Raw genomic sequence first — 18,074 nt, forward strand, 5'->3', positions numbered from 1 at the left:
TCGCAGTCCGGGGGTGGGTGGGGGCTTGGTGGGTGGGGGTGAGGAAGCAGACTGGGGGGTGATGAAACTGCCTCAGCTTCCTGATTTGCCGGTTCGTGGTGTTCTCGATCGTGTTGTCGAGGTGCTGGCGGAGCGGGAGACTGCTGTGCTGGTTGCGCCGCCGGGGACTGGGAAGACGACGTTGGTGCCGTTGGCGTTGGCGGCGGGGACTGCGGGGCGGGTGTTGGTTGCTGAGCCTCGGCGGTTGGCGGCTCGGGCCGCGGCTGGGCGGATGGCCGCTTTGCTGGGGGAGTCGGTGGGGGAGAGCGTCGGGTATTCGGTGCGCGGGGATCGGCGGGTGCGGCGGGGAACTCGGGTCGAGGTTGTCACGTCGGGGTTGTTGGTGCGGCGGTTGCAAGGGGATCCGGAGTTGGCGGGGGTGGATGTTGTTGTGCTGGACGAGTGTCATGAGCGGCATCTCGACGCGGATCTGTTGTTGGCGTTGCTGCTTGATGCCCGGGCCGGGTTGCGGCCGGAGCTGCAGGTGCTTGCCATGTCGGCGACTGTTGCGGCGGAACGGCTTTCGGTGCTGTTGGGTGGAGATAGTGCGGCGCCGGTGATGCACGTCGAGGGGCGGACTTATCCGGTTGAGCTGTCGTATGTTCCGCCGTTGCCTCGGGAGCGGGTTGAGGCGCAGGTGGCGCGTGCTACTCGGGCCGCGCTCGCCGGGACCGATGGTGATGTGCTGGTCTTTCTGCCCGGGGCGGCCGAAATCCGTCGCACGACAACGCTTCTGGCCGATATTGATGGCGTGGATCTCGTTCCGCTGCACGGCAGGCTTTCCGCCGAGGGGCAGGACACGGCGTTGCGGCCCGGGGCGCGGCGGCGCGTGGTGTTGTCCACGGCGGTCGCGGAATCGAGTTTGACGGTGCCGGGGGTGCGGGCGGTAGTGGATTCTGGATTGGCTCGGGTGCCGCGCATCGATCGCGGGCGTGGGCTGTCCGGGCTTGCGACAGTTCGGGTTTCGGCGGCGGTGGCAGAGCAGCGGGCGGGGCGGGCCGGGCGCGAGGCTGCGGGACGAGTGTGGCGATGTTGGCCGGAACATGAGAACAGCACGCTGCCCGCCTATCCGGAGCCGGAGATTCGGACGGCGGATCTGACGCGGTTGGCGTTGGAACTGGCGTGCTGGGGCACGGCCGACGGTCACGGCCTCGCCTGGTGGGATGCGCCGCCGCCCGGTGGGTTGGCGGCAGGCCGAGATGTGTTGCGCGCGTTGGGGGCCGTGCATGAGGACGGTGCGGTGACCGAGCGTGGGCGGCGCATCGCCGCGATCGGGCTGCATCCTCGGTTGGCGCGGGCGTTGCTCGACGGCGCGGCGGTCGTCGGTGCGCGGGCGGCCGCGGAAGTGGTCACCGTCCTCGACGACGACACCCTAACGGCCGGAGTCGATCTCACGTCCGGTCTGCGTGTGCTGCGACGCGAGCGACCGGCGCGCTGGCGGCGCGAGGTCGAGCGACTGGCTCGCTTGGTCGAGGCGTCGGACGGGGTCGATGATCCGGCTTTCGTTGTCGCACTGGCGTATCCGGAGCGGTTGGCGCGGCGGCGCGGCCCGGGGTCGGCGAGCTATCTCATGGTCGGCGGCACCGCGGTGACGCTGCAACCCGGCTCCGGCATAGGTGATACGGAATGGTTGGCGGTCGGTGTGGCGACGCGCGATCCCGGTCGTTCCGACGGGTGGATTCGGTTGGCCGCGGTCGCCGATGAACAGCTGGCCCGCCGAGCCGCATCGAGCCTGTTGACGACCGTCGACGAGGTCGATTGGATCGACGGCGATGTGGTCGCGCGGCGGGTCGAGCGGCTGGGCGCGATCCTGTTGTCGGAGAAGCCGATTCGTGACCCCGATCGCCAATTGCTCAGCGCCGCGCTGCGTCGTGGACTGAGCTCGACCGGACTCGGCGTGCTGCGCTGGAGTTCCGATGCGATCGCTTTACGCCAGCGCCTCGAATTCCTCCATCGCACCCTCGGCACCCCCTGGCCCTCGGTCGACGACGAGTCACTCCTCGCCACCGCCGACAACTGGCTCGGTCCCGAACTCGCCACCGCCCGCCGCCGCGCCGACCTCGAACGTATCGACGCAGGACAGGCACTGCGCCGCCTGCTGCCCTGGCCGGACGCCACCCGCATGGACGAACTGGCGCCAGAACGCATGGCGGTCCCCTCCGGCAGTCACCCTCGTCTCGACTACTCGACCGACCCGCCGGTACTAGCGGTGAAGGTGCAGGAAGTCTTCGGCTGGACAGAAGCACCACGCCTAGCCGATGGCCGCATCCCGATCGTGCTGCACCTCCTCTCACCCGCCCAACGCCCGGTAGCCGTCACCGCGGATCTCGCCTCCTTCTGGCGCACCGGCTGGCCCCAGGTCCGCGCCGACCTGCGCGGCCGATACCCCAAACATGCCTGGCCGGAAGATCCCACCACCGTGCCCGCCCATCGAGGCACTGCCCGTAACGCGGGTCGCGGCTAGGCGCAGCCTGTTCGCGCCGGCGCACCTGCTGGCCCAGGGCGCGGATCTGCGCAGCCGTTACCCCAAATGCGCCTGGCCGGAAGATCCGACTACCGTGCCCGCCCACCGAGGCGCCGCCCGTAACGCGCGCCGCAGCTGGTCAAGCACCGGCTGGCCTCAGGGTGTGGATCTGTGTGGCCGTTACCCGAAACCCGCCTGGGCGGAGGGTCCCATTACCGTGGCTGCCCACTGCGGCACCGCCCGCAACACGGCTAGGCCCGCACCGTTCGGACGGTGATTTCGGCGGCTTCGCCGACTGTCGCGGCGAACCCCTCGCTGACGGAGTCGACGAGAGTGGTTGAGGTGGCCAATGTTTCGTGGGCGATGAAGGTTTCATGCTGTCGCACCGTGGCCAGCACGGTTTCGTCGGCTGCGATGGTGAGGGCGATTCTGTCGGAGACGTCCAATCCTGCGTCGCGGCGGGCGTTTTGGATGGCTCGGACCACGTCGCGAGCGATGCCCTCGGCGGCGAGTTCGGTGGTGATCTCGATGTCAAGCGCGATGGTGACTCCTCGCTGCGCTTCGACGATCCAACCGGTGCGCGGGAGTTCCGAGACGATCAGATCGTCTGGGCCGAGGGCGATTTCGGCCCCTTCGAAATCAACGGATGCCGATCCGCGGTCCCGAAGTTCCTCGACAAGGCGTTGCGGGTCGGCGGCGTGCACGCTGTTGGCAACGGCCTGAGTCTGTTTGCCGAAGCGTTTACCGAGCGCGCGGAAGTTCGCTTTGACGCTGACGTCGATCACCGCCGCTGTCGACTGCAACAGTTCGAGGTGTTTGACGTTGAGTTCGTCGGCCACATCATCGAGCAGGTCCTGTGGGAGCACGGCCCCCGGCGGGAGACCGACGAGTGCCCTGGCCAGCGGCTGGCGGACGCGAACCTTGCTGGACTTGCGCGCCGCCCGGCCCGCCTCGGCCAACGTTCGCGCGGTGCGGACGTTGTCGGCGAGGTCTTTGTCGATCAACGCCAGATCCGCTGTGGGCCAATCGGAAAGGTGCACCGATTCCGGCGCGAGCGGGTTGCCGGAGCGAATGACGTTCTGCCACACGTGTTCGGTGATGAACGGGACGAACGGTGCCAGCAGACGCGTCAAGACATCGAGGCATTCGAACAGCGTCGACAACGCATCCTGCTCACCATCCCAGAACCGCTGCCGGGAGCGTCGGACGTACCAATTCGACAGGACATCAACGAATTCCGACAGCAGCCGACCCGCCCCGGTCGTGTCGTAGGACTCCAGGCGAGCGTCCACTGATGCGCTCAGGTTGTGCAGCTCGCTCAGGATCCATCGATCCAGCACGGGGCGTTGCGCCACCGCGGCCGCTGATTGCGGACTCCAGGCCGAATTGCTCGCGTACAGCGCGAAGAACGAGGCCGTATTCCAGTAGGTCATCAACAATCGGCGCGAAATGTCCTCGAGCACACCGGGTCCGACCCGGCGCGCCGACCACGGCGAACCGACGCACGCCATGAACCAGCGCAGCGGGTCGGCGCCGTGGTCGTGCATCAAGGGAATCGGCGCAAGGACATTGCCGAGATGCTTGCTCATCTTGCGGCCGTCCTCGGCCAGGATATGACCGAGGCAGACGACGTTCTCGTAGGAGGAACGGTCGAACACCAGCGTGCCGACCGCCATCATCGTGTAGAACCAGCCGCGGGTCTGATCGATGGCCTCACAGATGTATTGCGCGGGGTAGTTGCGTTCGAACGCTTCGACACTGCCCGCCACATGCGGATAACCCAACGAGGCGAACGGCATGGATCCCGAGTCGTACCAGGCGTCAATGACTTCCGGGACGCGGGTGGCGACGGTATCGCAGTCCGGGCAGGTGAAGGTTACCGCGTCGATATAGGGCCGGTGCGGATCGATCTCCGCAACATCTTCTCCGACAAGCCCACTCAGTTGCGCACGGGATCCGATGGCAGTGATGTGCCCGTTGGTGCAGCGCCACAACGGAAGCGGGGTGCCCCAGTACCGACTGCGCGATACCGCCCAGTCGACATTGTTGTCCAGCCAATCGCCGAAGCGCCCGTGCTTAATGGTGTCGGGGAACCAGTTCGTCTGCTCGTTCTCGCGGTGCAGTGCGTCGCGTACCGCGGTGGTGCGGATGTACCAGGACGGCTGCGCGTAGTACATCAATCGAGTGTGGCAACGCCAGCAATGTGGGTAGCTGTGTTCGAAATCGGTTCGGCGGAACAGCAATCCGCGTCTCTCCAACTCTTGGATCAGCACCGGGTCGGCATCCTTGAAGAACAGGCCACCGATCAGCTGCAGGTCACCGAAGAAACGTCCGTCGGCCTCGATCGGGTTGACCAGCGGCAGTCCGTTGGCGCGGCAGACAACCAGGTCGTCGGCGCCGAAGGCTGGAGCCTGATGGACCAAACCGGTGCCATCGGAGGTGGTGACATAGTCGGCGAGAACGATCCGGTGCGCGTTGGGGATATCGACGATGTCGAACGGCGGGCGATACCGGAGTCCGTCCAGTTCCGCACCGGTGACGGTGGCCAGCACCGAAACATCCTCGCCGAGAACCGTGTTCACCAACGGCTCGGCGACAAGGAATGTTCCGGTCGCGGTCCGCGCGATGACGTAGCTGACCGACGGGTGCACGGCAACGGCGGTATTGGACGGTAGCGTCCACGGGGTCGTCGTCCAGATCAACAGCTGGACATCCTCGATCCCCGCAACCGAATCCACCAGGGGCAGTTGCACATACACCGACGGATCGGTCACCGTCTCATAGCCCTGGGCCAGCTCGTGATCGGACAGCGTTGTGCCACAGCGAGGGCAGTACGGTGCGACGCGGAAGTCTTCGGTGAGCAGACCGGCATCGAAGATCTGCTTCAGCGACCACCACACACTGTCGATGTATTCCGGCGACATCGTGGTGTACGGGTGCGCGAGGTCGATCCAGTACCCCATGCGCTGGGTCAGCTGCTCGAACTCGCCGACGTGCCGCATCACCGACTCACGACACCTGGCGTTGAACTCGGCGACCCCGAACTTCTCGATCTCGGGTTTGCCGTTGAGTCCCAATTCCTTCTCCACCGCCAACTCGACCGGCAGACCATGGCAGTCCCAACCGGCTTGGCGCGGAACCGAGTACCCCTTCATCGTCTTGAACCGCGGAAACACGTCTTTGAAGACCCGCGCCTCGACATGGTGCACGCCCGGCGACCCGTTGGCGGTGGGCGGACCCTCGTAGAAACCCCACCTCGGCCCGTCGACGGTACGCTCGAGGCTGCGCGCGAAGATGTTGTTCGCGGTCCACCATTCGATGATCTTCGGCTCGATCTCGGGAAGCTCGATTCGCGCCGGGAGCGCGCTGAACGGCGACGCGACTCGATCGGTGTGGACCATATTCGGCTCCCTTGCTCGCACAGGCAGTGTGTTGTAACCCGTGCGAGGACGAACACCCAGAAACCTGGGAGCCGCGGTACCACCCCGCTTGCGCACGTACTCCGTGCGCCGCTCATTAGGTCGCTATGACGTGCGACGGACGTCCGGTTCTACTGAGACCGAGGTCTGTTCTTCCGGAGGCTTCCCGGTGATAGCCGGATCAACGCCGTTGAACCTGAGACTAACAGGGCGCCGAACTCAGCCTGAGGCAACGGCCACCACCTCGCCTCGCGATGCTTGCGGGCCAATAGTCGTGCGGCGTAACCGCGGCATCTCTCGATGCTCGGACTGCGAGGAGTCAGCCGCCTACCTTGTCGGACATGTCGTACTGCTGGTAGATCTGGGCGGCGTTGGCTGGGGTTACCTGGGTTGTGTCGAGGACCTGCTTCTTTTGCACCGTCTGGTGGTTGCGGATCTGTTCGAGGGTGCTGACTGCTTGCTCGGCGCCGGTGGGGTAGACGAAAGTTGTGAGTAGCTGGCCGTTTTGGACGGCGCGGATGCCGCCGGTCGGGATGGCGAGGCCGTCGATGCCGATGATTTGGATGGAGCCGGCCTTGCCCGCGCCCTGGATGGCGAGTTGGGCGCCGAGGGCCATGTCGTCGTTGTGCGCGTAGACCAGGTCGATCTTGTCACCCTTGGACAGCCATTGCTGCATGACGGTGGTGGCGTTGGCCTTCAGCCATTTGGCTTCCTGCTCTTCGATAATGGTCACGTTGTGCCCGGCGATCGCGTCCCGGAAACCCTTGTCGCGGTCGACCTGTGGCTGGTCGGACAGGATGCCGCGGAGTTCGACGACATTGCCCCCGTTGGGTAGCGCCTGCACGGCGGCCGCCCCGGCGAGCTTGCCGATGGCGTAGTTGTCGCCGCCGATGAACGAGTCGTAGCAGTCGGTGCTGACAGTGCGGTCCAAGATGATGACGGGGATGTGGGCGTCGCAGGCCTGCTGCACGGCCGCGGTGAGCGGGGCCGGCTCGTTGGGCGAGACGATGAGCGCGTTGACCTTCTGCTGGATGAAGGTCTGCACCTGGCTGACCTGCGTCGCGCTGTCCTGGTGCGCGTCGGTGATGGGTAGCAGTTTGAGGTCGGGGTGCTGTTTGACGAAGTACTGCAGCTGGAGGTTGAGCTGCGCCCGGTACGGCTCGGCATTGTTCGACTGCGAGTATCCGATGACGAACTGGCCGCCGTCGGAGGCACTCGGCGGGCTGGACGCGCAAGCCGCGGCGGCCACGGCCGTCGTGCACAGCGCTGCCGCCGTGAGAACTGAGCGACGAATCGATGGCATTTTCACTCCTGGAACAGAGGGTGGGCGACGACTTCGGCCCGACGGCCTCGGTCGCGAAACGGCATCAGGTGCCGCTGCTTTCGTGCGGGCGACCCCGACCGAGGGGTAGCCACCGGGCCAGCGGTCCGGTGAGACCACGGAAGAATCCAGGCCGCTGCAGGACAACGGCGACCACGACGATCAGGCCCTTGATGATCAGCTGGAGGTTGTCGCTGACCGCGTTCAGGCCGAGCACATTATCGAGCAGGGTGAGTATCAGCGCTCCGACGAAAGTGCCTGTGATAGCACCCTTTCCGCCGGCCAGGCTCGCACCGCCGATGACCGCGGCGGCGATGGCATCCAGCTCGTACCCGGAACCGGCCAGCGGGTCGCCCGACGCGCGGTAAGCGGCATCGATCGGCCCGGCGAATCCAGCGAGCATGCCGGACAGGGTGAAGACCGCGATGACCACCAGTGTCACGTTGACGCCGGAAAGTCGTGCGGCAGTTGGATTCCCGCCCACGGCGTAGATGTGGCGGCCGAAGGTGGTCTTGGACAGGACGAGCTGGGCGATGACGCAGACGGCGACGAAGGCGAGCACCGGATAGGAGATCCCGGCGGTACCGAACAGCGGCAGCCAGGTTCCTTTGAACAAGGTATGGCCGGGGGTGCCGAGCAGGGCGAAGTCGGACGCGTTGGGAGTGAGGTGCCCGTTCTCGTCGGAGACGGCCGTGCCGACGGCGACATTGCCGGAGACCTGCCGGTCGATGCCGCGGACCACGGACAACATGGCCAGCGTCATGACGAACGACTGGATCCGCAGCACGGTGGTGCCGAGTCCGTTGCACAGTCCGAAGAACGCACCGACCAGCGCGCAGGCCGGAACGATCAGCCAGGGGCTGAGACTCTGATGGACCAGCAGCATCGCGGCGGTCATCGAGCCGATGCCGAGGATCGAGCCGACGGACAGGTCGATGCCCGCGGTGAGGATCACCAGGGTGACGCCGACCGCGAGGATGCCGCGGGAGGAGAACGCGGTGATGGCGTTGGTGATGTTGGTCTGGTTCCAGAAGTACTGGCCCTTGGTGCCGATGCCGATGAGAATCACCAGCAGCAGACCGATGTAACCCTGTGCGGCGCCGAGGAATGGCGTCAGCCGGGTCAGCCGCGACCGTAACCCGGCGGGCTGGTCAGCGGTGGGGGATGTGTCCGTCATTCGTGGTCCTGGTGGTCGCACTGCGTCGGCTGGGGAGTTCTCTGTGTCGGCGCGCTCAGCCTGCTTCGCGCTCGGCGCCGGTAGCGGGCGCCCTGGCCATCGCCGCCGCGAGAATCGCTTCCTGGTCGAATGGGGCGCCACGCGCGGGATCTCGATGGAACTCGCCGGTGAGCCGTCCCTCGCACAGCACGAGGATGCGGTCGCACATGCCGATCAGTTCGAGTAGCTCCGACGACACCGCGAGGATCGCCGCGCCCTTCCTGGCCAGTTCGTCCATCAGCGCGTGCACCTCCGCCTTCGCGCCGACATCGATGCCGCGGGTCGGCTCGTCCATGAGAAGTACCGACGGTTGGGTGAGCAGGCATTTGGCGAGCACGACCTTCTGCTGATTGCCGCCGGACAGGGTGTCGACGATGGTGGCGAGCGACGCGGTCTTCACCTTCAGCTCGGTGACCTTGGCGGCGACCGCGGCGCGTTCTCGCTTCGCGTCGACCGTGCGCCATGGACGCAGGTACCGATTCAGCGCCGCCAGCGACGCGTTGAATCGCACGGTGTTGGCAAGCATCAGGCTCTGCGCCTTGCGATCCTCGGCGACGAGTGCGATGCCGCGGGCGATCGCGCGACGTGGACTGCGTGGGCGGTAAGGACGGCCCGCGAGGCTGATCGTCGCGCTGACGCCGGTGGCCGCCCCGTAGATGGCCTCGAGCACCTCACTGCGACCGGCCCCCATCAGTCCGGCCAGCCCGACGATTTCGCCTTCGGCAACCTCGAATGAGAGGTCGTGCAGGGGCACCGCGTCGCTGCCCGCGGCTGGCTTCGTCGTTAAATGCTTTACGGTCAAACGTATTTGGCCACCTTGGTGCTGCTCGGTGCTGCGCGGGAACAGCTCGCCGAGCGGACGGCCGACCATCAGCTGAATGAGTTCGGCGCGGCGGGTGTCTTTCATCGGTCGCTGTGCGACGTAAGCGCCGTCGCGCAGCACGGTGACCGTGTCGGCGATCTCCTCCAGCTCTTCGAGCCGGTGCGAGATGTAAATGATGCCGACGCCGTGTGCGGTCAGGTTTCGGATGACGGCGAACAGCCGCTCCACCTCCGCCTCGGTGAGCGCGGAGGTCGGCTCGTCCATCACCAGGATCTTCAGGTCGTGGTTGAGCGCCTTGGCGACCTCGATGAGCTGTTGTTCAGCGAGGCGGCATTGCCGAACCAGCCTGCGCGGCTTCAAGTCCAGACCCACCCTGGCCAGCAGCGCGCTGGTTCGCGCGTCCATTTCCGTCCGGTTCAGCGTGCCACGGATCGTGCGCAGTTCCTGGCCGAGGAAGATGTTGTCGGCGATCGACAACTCCGGCACCAGGTTCAACTCCTGGTGGATCATCGCGATGCCGTGCCGGGCGGCGTCCTTGGGGGAGCGCAAATGCACAGGGCTGCCTTCGATTTCGATGCTGCCCTCGTCGGGGGTGAACACTCCGGCGAGCACGTTCATCAAGGTCGACTTACCGGCGCCGTTCTCGCCGAGCAGTGCGAGCACCTCGCCATCGCGCAACGTCAACTCGACCCCGCGCAGCGCTTTCACGCCGGGGAACTCCTTGACGATGCCGCTCATGGCGAGCAACGGCGCGCGAGCGTCGGTGCCGGTCATGGGATTCCGTGAAGTCCGATACGTGCCACCTGACCCCTCCCCTTCGTCGACCGGTGGGTGCCGCGTGAATGGTGACTGGTCCACCCAGTGTGACATCGGTCTCAGAAATCGTTTTCTGATACGGTAAATTTCGACTCATCGAGCCGTCAAGACCATTGAGCGCCAGAACTTGTCGGCTACAGTGCCCACCAGCAATGCTCAACCGCAGTGCGAGGAAATCGTTTTCACGCTCGCACCGCAGCATCCGGCGCTGGCGCGAAGGGGGTACGCCGCAGATGGCGACGGTGACGATTCGCGACGTCGCGGCACTGGCCGGTGTTTCGCCCGCCACGGTATCGCGGGTGCTCAACGCCGATCCTCGAGTTGCGCCGGAGCTGTGCGAGCGCGTGCGCGTCGCCGTCGACAAGCTGGGCTATCGTCCGAACAGCCAGGCCAGATCCCTGCGCACCCGGGCAACCAGGGTCCTCGGCCTGATCATCGCGGACATTCAGAACCCGTTCTTCACCGCGCTCGCCCGCGGGGTCGAAGACGCTGCCAGTGAACGCGATTACTCGGTGGTCCTCGCCAATTCCGACGAGAGCCTCGACAAGGAGCAGCGCTATCTCGAGGTCGCCGCGGGCGAGCGGATGGCGGGCGTCATCCTGGCGCCGTCCTCCACCGCGCACAGCCGCATCGGCACACTCACCGAGCGCGGCATCCCGGTGGTCGTCATCGACCGGCGGCTGCGCTCGGCCGACGTCGACAGCGTGACCGTCAACAATCAGAAGGCCGCCAAGGAGGCGGTCGGCCATCTCATCGCGGCCGGTTGTCGGCGCATCGCGATGATTACCGGGCCGTCCGACGCGTCGACGGCGACGGGGCGGCTCAGCGGGTATCGATCCGCGCTGCGCCAGGCGGGCATCGAACCGGACCCGGCGCTCGAGCTGCGCGGTGACTATCGCAGCGAAGGAGGGCGGGCGGCGGCGCGCGCGGTCCTTGCGCTGGCCGACCGACCCGACGGACTGTTCGTTGGCAACAACCTGATGATGGTCGGCGCGCTGAACGCGCTCGCCGATACCGGTGTCACCTTCCCGGCGGACATTCTGCTTGCCGGGTTCGACGAGATGAGCTGGGCGGGGTTCGCGCCGCCGATCACCCTGGTGGAGCAGCCGAGTTACGAAATTGGCAGGCGGGCAACCGAATTGCTGCTACGGCGGATCGCTGGGGAAGTGTTTCCGGTGCAACGTGTTGTGCTGCCTGCTCGGCTTCGCGTTCGGGAAAGTACCCGGCGGATCGTCGTCGCCTGATGCGCTGCCTCGCTGCAGATGGTTGGTAACTGCGCCGCGCGGATCTGGTTGGGCCGCTGGCTCAGATCGATGAGCCGGTACCGGCGAAGGGCCAGGGTGGGATCGGGCGGTTGTCGATCACGGCGTGGTACGTGACTACCTCCGGCACCGAGCCTTTCGGGCAATTAGACCCGATTAGCGTTGTCCGGTGCGGCGGTAGATAGGCGAATATGTTGGTGTAGTAGGGGATGAAGGGGAATGCGGGCCCGCACTGCACCGTCGCGTCTATCCGGTAGGTGTCATCCGAGTCGTTGCGGCACCAGTAGTCGTTGCACGAAACCTGAGGTGCCGGTTGGTAATCCGTCGCGGCGGCGTAAGGGGCGGCAGCGACGAAGGCGGCGGCGAACATCGGACACGCGATGCCGAGCATGGCAAGTGTTCGTTGGCGCATATCGATCAGTCACTCCCGTGCCGTTGCCGGTAATCTCGAACCTCAACCTACCGCGCTGACCGGCCACCCGTAATGCCTCAACGGGCCGTCAGATTTGCTGTCTTGCAGTATGTTTCGATTCATGACACTTGGGGCGGTGCGGGCATTCAGGCCCGCGGTCGTGCCTGAAATTCGTCAGCGGACATGGGCGTCGAGCCATTGACCGATGGCGTCGAGTGCGCTCGGGTCGATCGGTTCGAAGTTGTCGCGCACTACATCCGGTGCGAGCCCCAGCGAATGCCCGAGACCGGGGAACACTCGCAGGGTATGGTCGCGATTGCCTGCCAGTGTGAGGGCCGCGTCCAATGCGGTCGCGCCGGCGGGCGGCACATTGGCGTCCTCGGTTCCCTGCAGAACCAGAACAGGCCCACTCAGTTCCCGGGCCTGTTCGGTGACCGTTGGCAGCGCCCGTCCCGCCGCGTAGATCGAATTCCCGGCGAGCCAGTGATCGAGAAACGCCTCCGCGCCTGGCCGGAGCTCCAGATCGATATCCAGCATGCCGTCGTGATCAAGGTCGTAATCCGGATTCGCGGTGAAATCCCCGCCCGCGGCATTCACGCAGGCATATATCAGCGCCGAGCGCGCTACCAGGCCACCGTCACCGGAATAGGCGCGCCGCAACTCATCCGGCCTGAGTTTCCCGTTCACCGCGTAGCGCTGCAGATAGGGCAGTTCCACGAACTCCGTCTGATATCCGAACACGACCCGCCACGGCACAGTGACCGGCGCCTGGAAGATGGTGCCCGCCAACTCCCGATGCGTCGTCGCCAGGGCCGCGGCGACCGTGCTGCCCTCGCTCCACCCGTACAAGAACACTCGCCGCGGATCCACGTGCGAGTCCTGCTCGGCAGCCCGCAACACTCGCTCGGCGTCGTCGCGCATCCCGTTCAGATCGAGCTTCGTCCCATAGGATTCGTAGTCCACATCACCGGGGCCGCGAACGTAGCGCTTGTTGTATCGCATGACCGCATACCCACGCCGCGTCAGATCGTTCGAGATATCTAGGAATATGTGCGAGGGACCGACATCGGCGTTGAGGTCCTCGGGCGAAGAGCCCGGAATCAACACCACCACAGGCGCATTCCGCGCCCCGGCCGGATAGTCCAGCTGCCCGGTCGCGGTGAAATCCCCGAACTGAAAGCTGAACCCTTCGTGCTCCACGGCCGGATCGGCGGAAGCCACCGCCCCCACGCTCGCAAACAATGTAATCGCTACCGCGGCCAAAACCGCTCGTCTCCCCACGAGGCACCAATCTAACCGCCGCCCGGCCGCCTTATCTACCTTTAGCAGTAACTCGACGGTCTTTCGCGCCAGCCGCCACACCGCTGCTATCTATTGGTAGCAGCGACATTCGAGGTCTACCGTCTCCGTGTTCGCGCCGCCTCGATGCGAGCGGCGAGCTCGACCAGGTCCTCGGCGGGACCGCTGGGTGGTGTCCGGCGGTGCCAGATGGCGCGAAACTTTCTGGTCAGGGTGGTCGAGTCGGCCAGGTGCACCTCGTGCAGGGTGCGGGCGCGTAGCTCGTGCGCCACGATAAGGCGGCTGACCACCGCAGGTGCGATGCCACTGCGGGCAGTAGCGAGAATCGTTGCGGCCGAGCCGAGTTCGGCTGCCGGTGCGGCCGGTGTGCCATGAATCTCGAGTGCCTCCCAGACCGTGTCGCGGGTTCCGGAACCCTTCTCCCGCCACAACAGCGGGGTGTCGGCGAGTTCGCGCAGGGTCACCGGACGGCTCCGGACGGCCCACAGATGAGTCGGCGCGACGACCACTACGAGCTCGTCGGCGACGAGTACGCGGCTACCCAATCCCGCTGGGGGATGGGGTCCTTCAACGAAGCCGAGCTCGGTCTCGCGGTCGCGTACCGCTGCGGTCACCTGCCGGGAATTCGCCACGTCCAGTGCCACCGCCAGGTCAGGGCGGATCTTCCGCAGTGCCGTCAGCCAATGCGGAATGCGATGGTCGGCAATGGTTTTCGACGCCATGACGCGCAAGCTCGGGCGTTCGGCGCGGTGCAGGGCCGCGATACCGTCCGTCATCAGCAGTGCGGCCGCCAGCACTGGGCGGCCGAGGTCGACCACGGTGTGACCGGCGTCGGTCAACGACGACCCGGTGGGCCCGCGATCCAGCAGCCGAAGGTGCAGTCGCCGCTCCAGCGCACTGAGCCGCATGCCCGCGGCGGGCTGGCTGATGCCGTGTCGTCGCGCGGCCGCGCCGAGGCTGCCCAGCTCCGCCACCGATACAAGCAGGTCAAGCACCTCCAGATCGGGTGTTACCGGCGGCAGGGTCATAAGGACAGCTTATGAGGTGATGGGGTATTGGGCCCTACCGGCCCGCACGAGTGGGCACCAGGCTCGTGCCTATACCGAGTCGCGGATCAAGGACAGCTGAGGAGAACATTGTGACGTTCGTGATCGGCGCCGCCTGCGTCGACGTCCTGGACCGGGCCTGCATCGAGGAATGCCCGATGGACTGCATTTTCATCGGCAAGCGAATGGCCTACATCCAGCCCGATGAATGCATCGACTGCGGGGCCTGCGAACCGGTCTGCCCGGTCGAGGCGATCTACTTCGAAGATGACCTTCCCACAGGGCAGGAGCAGTTCGTCATCGAGAACGCCCGCTTCTTCGCCGAGCCACTGCCCGGACGGACAACACCACTCGGGCAGCCGGGCGGCGGGACGGTGATTGGTGCGCTGGGCGTCGACACGATTTACGTGCAGGAATATCAGTCTCGGCCAGAGTGCTGAATTCGCCCGGCTCACATGGGGTCTGGCAGCGGACCGAGATGGCCGATTACGCGCTCTCGCAATTGGAGATACTCGGACCATCGGTGGCGAGTGGGGCCGGGTGGGCGTTCGACGACGCGAGTAGCGGTGATGGTCTGACCTAGTCGGAACTGGTCACGAGTCAGGTCGAGTTCGATGCCGGTGGGCAAGCGGTTCCACCAGTGAAAACCGTGCTGTTCCCCGTTGAGCCACACCTCGCCGACCACCAGGTCTCCGCCGAAGAAGTCGTTGACCATCAGAGCGGTGATGTCGCAGTGACCCTACGCGGGGTTGTCGGGTTGCCAGTCGGCACGAGCGACGTCATCCGGGGAACAGGTGTCGGCGCCCCAGCTCGCCCGCAGGGCCTTGTCGATGACAAGTAGGTTCCAAGGTGTCATGGTCGGAGCATCCCATCTCGGAGGATTCGGGTGATGTGTACGCGGGAGAGGAGTGCTGGTGGATGTGTTTCTGGAGACGGAGCGGTTGGTGTTGCGGCGGTTCACGGAGGCTGATGTCGACAATTTGGTGTTGTTGGACAGTGATCCTGAGGTGATGCGGTTCCTTACCGGAGAACCCACGCCACGTGTCGTGATCGAGCGTGAGGTGTTGCCGGGAATCCTGCGGGACTATCGGGTTGGGCCGGCGGGGCGGTGGGCCGTTATCGAGCGGGCGGGCGGAAAGTTTGTGGGGTGGTTGGGTATTCAGCCGGCGGAGGACGGGAGTGTCAGGGAGGTGGAGCTCGGGTATCGGTTGGTGGCGTCGGTGTGGGGGCGGGGGTATGCGACGGAGGGGGCGCGGGCGCTGGTTGGAAAGGGGTTCAGTGAGCTGGGGGTTGAGCGGGTGTGGGCTCAGACTATGGCGGTCAATGTCGGCTCTCGTCGGGTGATGGAGAAGGTCGGTTTGAGATATGTTCGGACATTTCACGTTCACTTCGATGATCCGCTGCCGGGTACCGAGCATGGTGAGGTGGAATATGAGCTGCGACAGGCGGATTGGGTTGCTAGTGAGCGGAGTTAGCGTAGCGGCCGTTGAGGATGGCGGCGGTTAGGGCGTCGACTGTGGTCAGGTGGAATTGGCTGGTGGGGGTTGGGTTATCGCGGTTCGGCCGATGGGGCCTCGGCCGATCGCGGACTGGTTGGTGAGGCCGATTCGGCGGCGATTTCGAGGTCAGTGATGTTGCCGGACATGATCGTTCGCACGTGTTCGGTGATGTGTTCGATAGGCCAGTCCCACCAAGCCACCGCCAGCAGCCTGGCGATGTCCTCGTCGTGGTAGCGGGTTCGGATGAGGCGGGCCGGATTGCCGCCGACGATGCCGTAATCGGGCACGTCGCCGGTGACCACGGACCCGGTGCTGATGATCGCGCCGTTGCCGATCCGCACGCCGGGCATCACGGTCACGCCGTTGCCGAACCAGACGTCGTTGCCGACGACGGTGTCGCCTCGGCTCGGCAGGCCGGTGAGCAGGTCGAAGTTGTCCGACCATGAGCCGCCCATGGTGGGGAACGGGAATGTCGACGGACCGTCCATGCGGTGATTGGCGCCGTTCATGATGAACCGCGTTCCGGTGCCGAGTGCGCAGAACTTGCCGATGATCAACTTCTCCGGGCCGTAGTGGTACAGCACATTTCGGGTTTCGAACGCGGTCGGGTCGTCGGGATCGTCGTAGTAGGAGAACTCGCCGACCTCGATCAGGGGCGAGGTGATCAGCGGCTTCAGCAGCAGCACGCGCGGCTGGCCGGGCATGGGGTGCAGCACGGTCGGGTCCGCGGGAATCAAGGGGCGGTCGGGCACAGCGAAACTCCTTCGGTACGTGGGTATTCGGGAATCTTCAGACGGATGCCGTCGCCCGCAGGTCGAGGCGAGCGCCCCGCCAGCGTGTCCGCAGCCTGCGGTCGTGGCTGACGATCACGAGGGCGCCTCGATAATCGGCCAGGGCGGTTTCCAGGTCCTCGACCAGACCGGGCGACAGATGGTTGGTCGGTTCATCGAGCAGCAGCACATCGACGGGCTCGCTGACCAACCGCGCCAAGGCGAGCCGCTGCCGCTGACCCGTGGACAGGTTCTCGACGCGCGTCGAGAACTGGGCGCGGTCGAACAGGCCCAGCGACATCAATCGGTCGGCGGCATCTCCCGTGCGACCGCGGGCGAAGGCCGCCAACAGCGAGTCCCCGGGTTCGGCGAAACGTGGTTCTTGCATGAGGTAACCGACTGTGCCGCTGCGGGTTACGGTCCCGCTGTCCGGAGTGAGCGCGCCTGCCAGCACGCGCAACAGCGTGGTCTTACCCGCGCCGTTCGGGCCGGTGATCAGCAGTCGGTCGCCCGCGGCGAGCGTAAGGCTCATCCGGTCCAACCTGCCCGCGACAGCGATGTCGGAGGCGTCGAGCATACTGCCGCGTGCATGGCCTGACCGCAGGGTCGGCGCGAACCGCAGCGGTTCCGGTGGCGGCGGCACCGGGTCCGCGAGCAGCCGGCGCAGCCGCTCCTCGGCATTGCGGACCCGGCTGGCCAGCGACTGCTGCACCCGCCCACCGGCCCGGTCGTAGGCCATCTTGTTGTTGTCCTTCATCGCCCGGCCCGGTGCGACGCGGCGGGCCGTGGTGGCGGCGACCTCGCGCAGCCGGTCGGTATCGTCGCGCCACTGCGCGTGTGCCTGCGCCCACCGCTGTCGCGCCGCCGCCTTCTCGGTCAGGAATCCGGTGTAGCCGTTGCCATATCGGATGACCCGCCGCTTGTCCGCGTCGACCTCCAGCAGACTGGTCGCGACTCGCTCGAGGAAGACCCGGTCGTGGGAGACCGTCACCGTCGTGCCGCGACGGGTGCGCAGATGGTCTTCCAGCCAGGTCAGGGCGTTGTCGTCGAGATGGTTGGTCGGCTCGTCCAGCAACAGCACCTCGGACCCGGCCGCCAATACCGCGGCCAAGCGCAGCCGGACCTGCTCGCCGCCGGACAGCCCGCCGACCGTGCGGTCGCGGTCGACCAGGCCCAAGCCGAGTCCGTGCAGCGCACGTTCCACCCGAGCGTCGGCGTCGTAACCGCCGCGCAGTTCGAAAACGGTTGTCAGCTCGCCGTATTCGGCCATTCCCGACTCGTCGCCCTCGGCCATCGCGACCTCGAGGCGGCGCATCCGCCGCTCGATCGCGCGTAGCTCGCTCAGTGCCCAGTCGATGACCTGCTGGACGGTCATGTGTGGCGGTAGCTGCTCGTCCTGGGTGAGGTAGCCGACGCCGCCGTCGGCGTGCACGACGATCTCGCCCTGATCGGGTTGTTCTCGCCCGGCGAGCAGGCGAAGCAGGGTGGTCTTGCCGGATCCGTTCTCGCCGATGATCCCGGTGCGCTCACCAGCGGCGAGCGAACACGTCACCTCATCGAGAACGAGTCGGCCATGGAAGGACTTGCTGACCGCGAGCGCGGTGATCTGGGTTGGCATACGCACACTCCGAAGCATTCGAGGACGGCACGGTGATAGGGGATCGCGGGGCCGGGTGAACACTTCGAAT

14 protein-coding genes are annotated in these 18,074 nt (G+C 66.0%); 4 read left to right on the plus strand and 10 right to left on the minus strand.

Annotated features, from left to right (window positions below):
• The first annotated feature begins 61 nt into the window (after positions 1 to 61).
• The gene (hrpB, locus tag OG203_RS42265; RefSeq protein WP_405162802.1) at positions 62 to 2,503 is read left to right on the plus strand and encodes an ATP-dependent helicase HrpB; all 2,442 of its coding nucleotides are present in this window, start codon (positions 62 to 64) and stop codon (positions 2,501 to 2,503) included.
• 251 nt (positions 2,504 to 2,754) lie between these two features.
• Here hrpB and ileS read toward each other — a convergent pair whose 3' ends face one another.
• The 4 genes from ileS to OG203_RS42285 all read right to left on the minus strand — a co-directional run bounded on the left by ileS (position 2,755) and on the right by OG203_RS42285 (position 10,056).
• The gene (ileS, locus tag OG203_RS42270; RefSeq protein ID WP_405162803.1) at positions 2,755 to 5,904 is read right to left on the minus strand and encodes an isoleucine--tRNA ligase; all 3,150 of its coding nucleotides are present in this window, start codon (positions 5,902 to 5,904) and stop codon (positions 2,755 to 2,757) included.
• A gap of 337 nt (positions 5,905 to 6,241) precedes the next feature.
• Positions 6,242 to 7,225: a substrate-binding domain-containing protein gene (locus tag OG203_RS42275; RefSeq protein ID WP_405162804.1), complete on the minus strand. Its 984-nt coding sequence runs from the start codon at positions 7,223 to 7,225 to the stop codon at positions 6,242 to 6,244.
• A 64-nt stretch (positions 7,226 to 7,289) separates the two neighbouring features.
• Positions 7,290 to 8,420 carry an ABC transporter permease gene (locus OG203_RS42280; RefSeq protein WP_405162805.1) on the minus strand — a complete coding sequence of 377 codons (1,131 nt, stop codon included), beginning with the start codon at positions 8,418 to 8,420 and terminating at the stop codon, positions 7,290 to 7,292.
• A 55-nt stretch (positions 8,421 to 8,475) separates the two neighbouring features.
• Positions 8,476 to 10,056: a sugar ABC transporter ATP-binding protein gene (locus tag OG203_RS42285; protein ID WP_405162806.1), complete on the minus strand. Its 1,581-nt coding sequence runs from the start codon at positions 10,054 to 10,056 to the stop codon at positions 8,476 to 8,478.
• Positions 10,057 to 10,331: 275 nt separating this feature from the next.
• Between OG203_RS42285 and OG203_RS42290 the strand changes: the two genes are divergently transcribed.
• Positions 10,332 to 11,342 (plus strand): LacI family DNA-binding transcriptional regulator, encoded by a 1,011-nt coding sequence (locus OG203_RS42290; RefSeq protein ID WP_405162807.1) that lies wholly within the window; start codon positions 10,332 to 10,334, stop codon positions 11,340 to 11,342.
• Between the two features lie 61 nt (positions 11,343 to 11,403).
• Here the strand turns inward: OG203_RS42290 and OG203_RS42295 are convergent, their stop codons facing one another.
• The 3 genes from OG203_RS42295 to OG203_RS42305 all read right to left on the minus strand — a co-directional run bounded on the left by OG203_RS42295 (position 11,404) and on the right by OG203_RS42305 (position 14,099).
• Positions 11,404 to 11,772: a hypothetical protein gene (locus tag OG203_RS42295; RefSeq protein WP_405162808.1), complete on the minus strand. Its 369-nt coding sequence runs from the start codon at positions 11,770 to 11,772 to the stop codon at positions 11,404 to 11,406.
• Between the two features lie 174 nt (positions 11,773 to 11,946).
• Positions 11,947 to 12,993 (minus strand): alpha/beta hydrolase family protein, encoded by a 1,047-nt coding sequence (locus tag OG203_RS42300; protein ID WP_405162809.1) that lies wholly within the window; start codon positions 12,991 to 12,993, stop codon positions 11,947 to 11,949.
• A gap of 176 nt (positions 12,994 to 13,169) precedes the next feature.
• The gene (locus OG203_RS42305; RefSeq protein ID WP_405162810.1) at positions 13,170 to 14,099 is read right to left on the minus strand and encodes a LysR family transcriptional regulator; all 930 of its coding nucleotides are present in this window, start codon (positions 14,097 to 14,099) and stop codon (positions 13,170 to 13,172) included.
• Between the two features lie 110 nt (positions 14,100 to 14,209).
• On the opposite strand from OG203_RS42305, the gene fdxA reads away from it, so the two are divergent.
• The gene (gene fdxA / locus OG203_RS42310) at positions 14,210 to 14,557 is read left to right on the plus strand and encodes a ferredoxin (RefSeq protein WP_405162811.1); all 348 of its coding nucleotides are present in this window, start codon (positions 14,210 to 14,212) and stop codon (positions 14,555 to 14,557) included.
• An 11-nt stretch (positions 14,558 to 14,568) separates the two neighbouring features.
• Here the strand turns inward: fdxA and OG203_RS42315 are convergent, their stop codons facing one another.
• A complete protein-coding gene (locus tag OG203_RS42315; RefSeq protein WP_405162812.1) occupies positions 14,569 to 14,832 on the minus strand; it encodes a hypothetical protein in 264 nt (87 codons plus the stop codon).
• 199 nt (positions 14,833 to 15,031) lie between these two features.
• On the opposite strand from OG203_RS42315, the gene OG203_RS42320 reads away from it, so the two are divergent.
• Complete coding sequence (locus OG203_RS42320; RefSeq protein WP_405162813.1) at positions 15,032 to 15,592, plus strand: GNAT family N-acetyltransferase; 561 nt, start codon at positions 15,032 to 15,034, stop codon at positions 15,590 to 15,592.
• A 74-nt stretch (positions 15,593 to 15,666) separates the two neighbouring features.
• On the opposite strand, the gene OG203_RS42325 is transcribed toward OG203_RS42320, so the two are convergent.
• Entirely contained in the window at positions 15,667 to 16,320 is a 654-nt protein-coding gene (locus OG203_RS42325) for a CatB-related O-acetyltransferase (protein WP_405168174.1), read from the minus strand.
• An 85-nt stretch (positions 16,321 to 16,405) separates the two neighbouring features.
• A complete protein-coding gene (gene abc-f / locus OG203_RS42330; RefSeq protein WP_405162814.1) occupies positions 16,406 to 18,004 on the minus strand; it encodes a ribosomal protection-like ABC-F family protein in 1,599 nt (532 codons plus the stop codon).
• Positions 18,005 to 18,074 lie beyond the last annotated feature (70 nt).

The sequence above is a fragment of the Nocardia sp. NBC_01499 genome (assembly GCF_045040275.1).
Taxonomy (GTDB): Bacteria; Actinomycetota; Actinomycetes; order Mycobacteriales; family Mycobacteriaceae; genus Nocardia.

Excerpts from the sequence above, each read along its gene's own strand:
- hrpB (WP_405162802.1), top strand. The coding sequence starts at position 62 with ATGAAACTGCCTCAGCTTCCTGATTTGCCGGTTCGTGGTGTTCTCGAT.
- ileS (WP_405162803.1), bottom strand. The coding sequence starts at position 5,904 with ATGGTCCACACCGATCGAGTCGCGTCGCCGTTCAGCGCGCTCCCGGCG.
- OG203_RS42275 (WP_405162804.1), bottom strand. The coding sequence starts at position 7,225 with ATGCCATCGATTCGTCGCTCAGTTCTCACGGCGGCAGCGCTGTGCACG.
- OG203_RS42280 (WP_405162805.1), bottom strand. The coding sequence starts at position 8,420 with ATGACGGACACATCCCCCACCGCTGACCAGCCCGCCGGGTTACGGTCG.
- OG203_RS42285 (WP_405162806.1), bottom strand. The coding sequence starts at position 10,056 with ATGACCGGCACCGACGCTCGCGCGCCGTTGCTCGCCATGAGCGGCATC.
- OG203_RS42290 (WP_405162807.1), top strand. The coding sequence starts at position 10,332 with ATGGCGACGGTGACGATTCGCGACGTCGCGGCACTGGCCGGTGTTTCG.
- OG203_RS42295 (WP_405162808.1), bottom strand. The coding sequence starts at position 11,772 with ATGCGCCAACGAACACTTGCCATGCTCGGCATCGCGTGTCCGATGTTC.
- OG203_RS42305 (WP_405162810.1), bottom strand. The coding sequence starts at position 14,099 with ATGACCCTGCCGCCGGTAACACCCGATCTGGAGGTGCTTGACCTGCTT.
- OG203_RS42315 (WP_405162812.1), bottom strand. The coding sequence starts at position 14,832 with ATGGTCAACGACTTCTTCGGCGGAGACCTGGTGGTCGGCGAGGTGTGG.
- OG203_RS42325 (WP_405168174.1), bottom strand. The coding sequence starts at position 16,320 with ATGCCCGGCCAGCCGCGCGTGCTGCTGCTGAAGCCGCTGATCACCTCG.
- abc-f (WP_405162814.1), bottom strand. The coding sequence starts at position 18,004 with ATGCCAACCCAGATCACCGCGCTCGCGGTCAGCAAGTCCTTCCATGGC.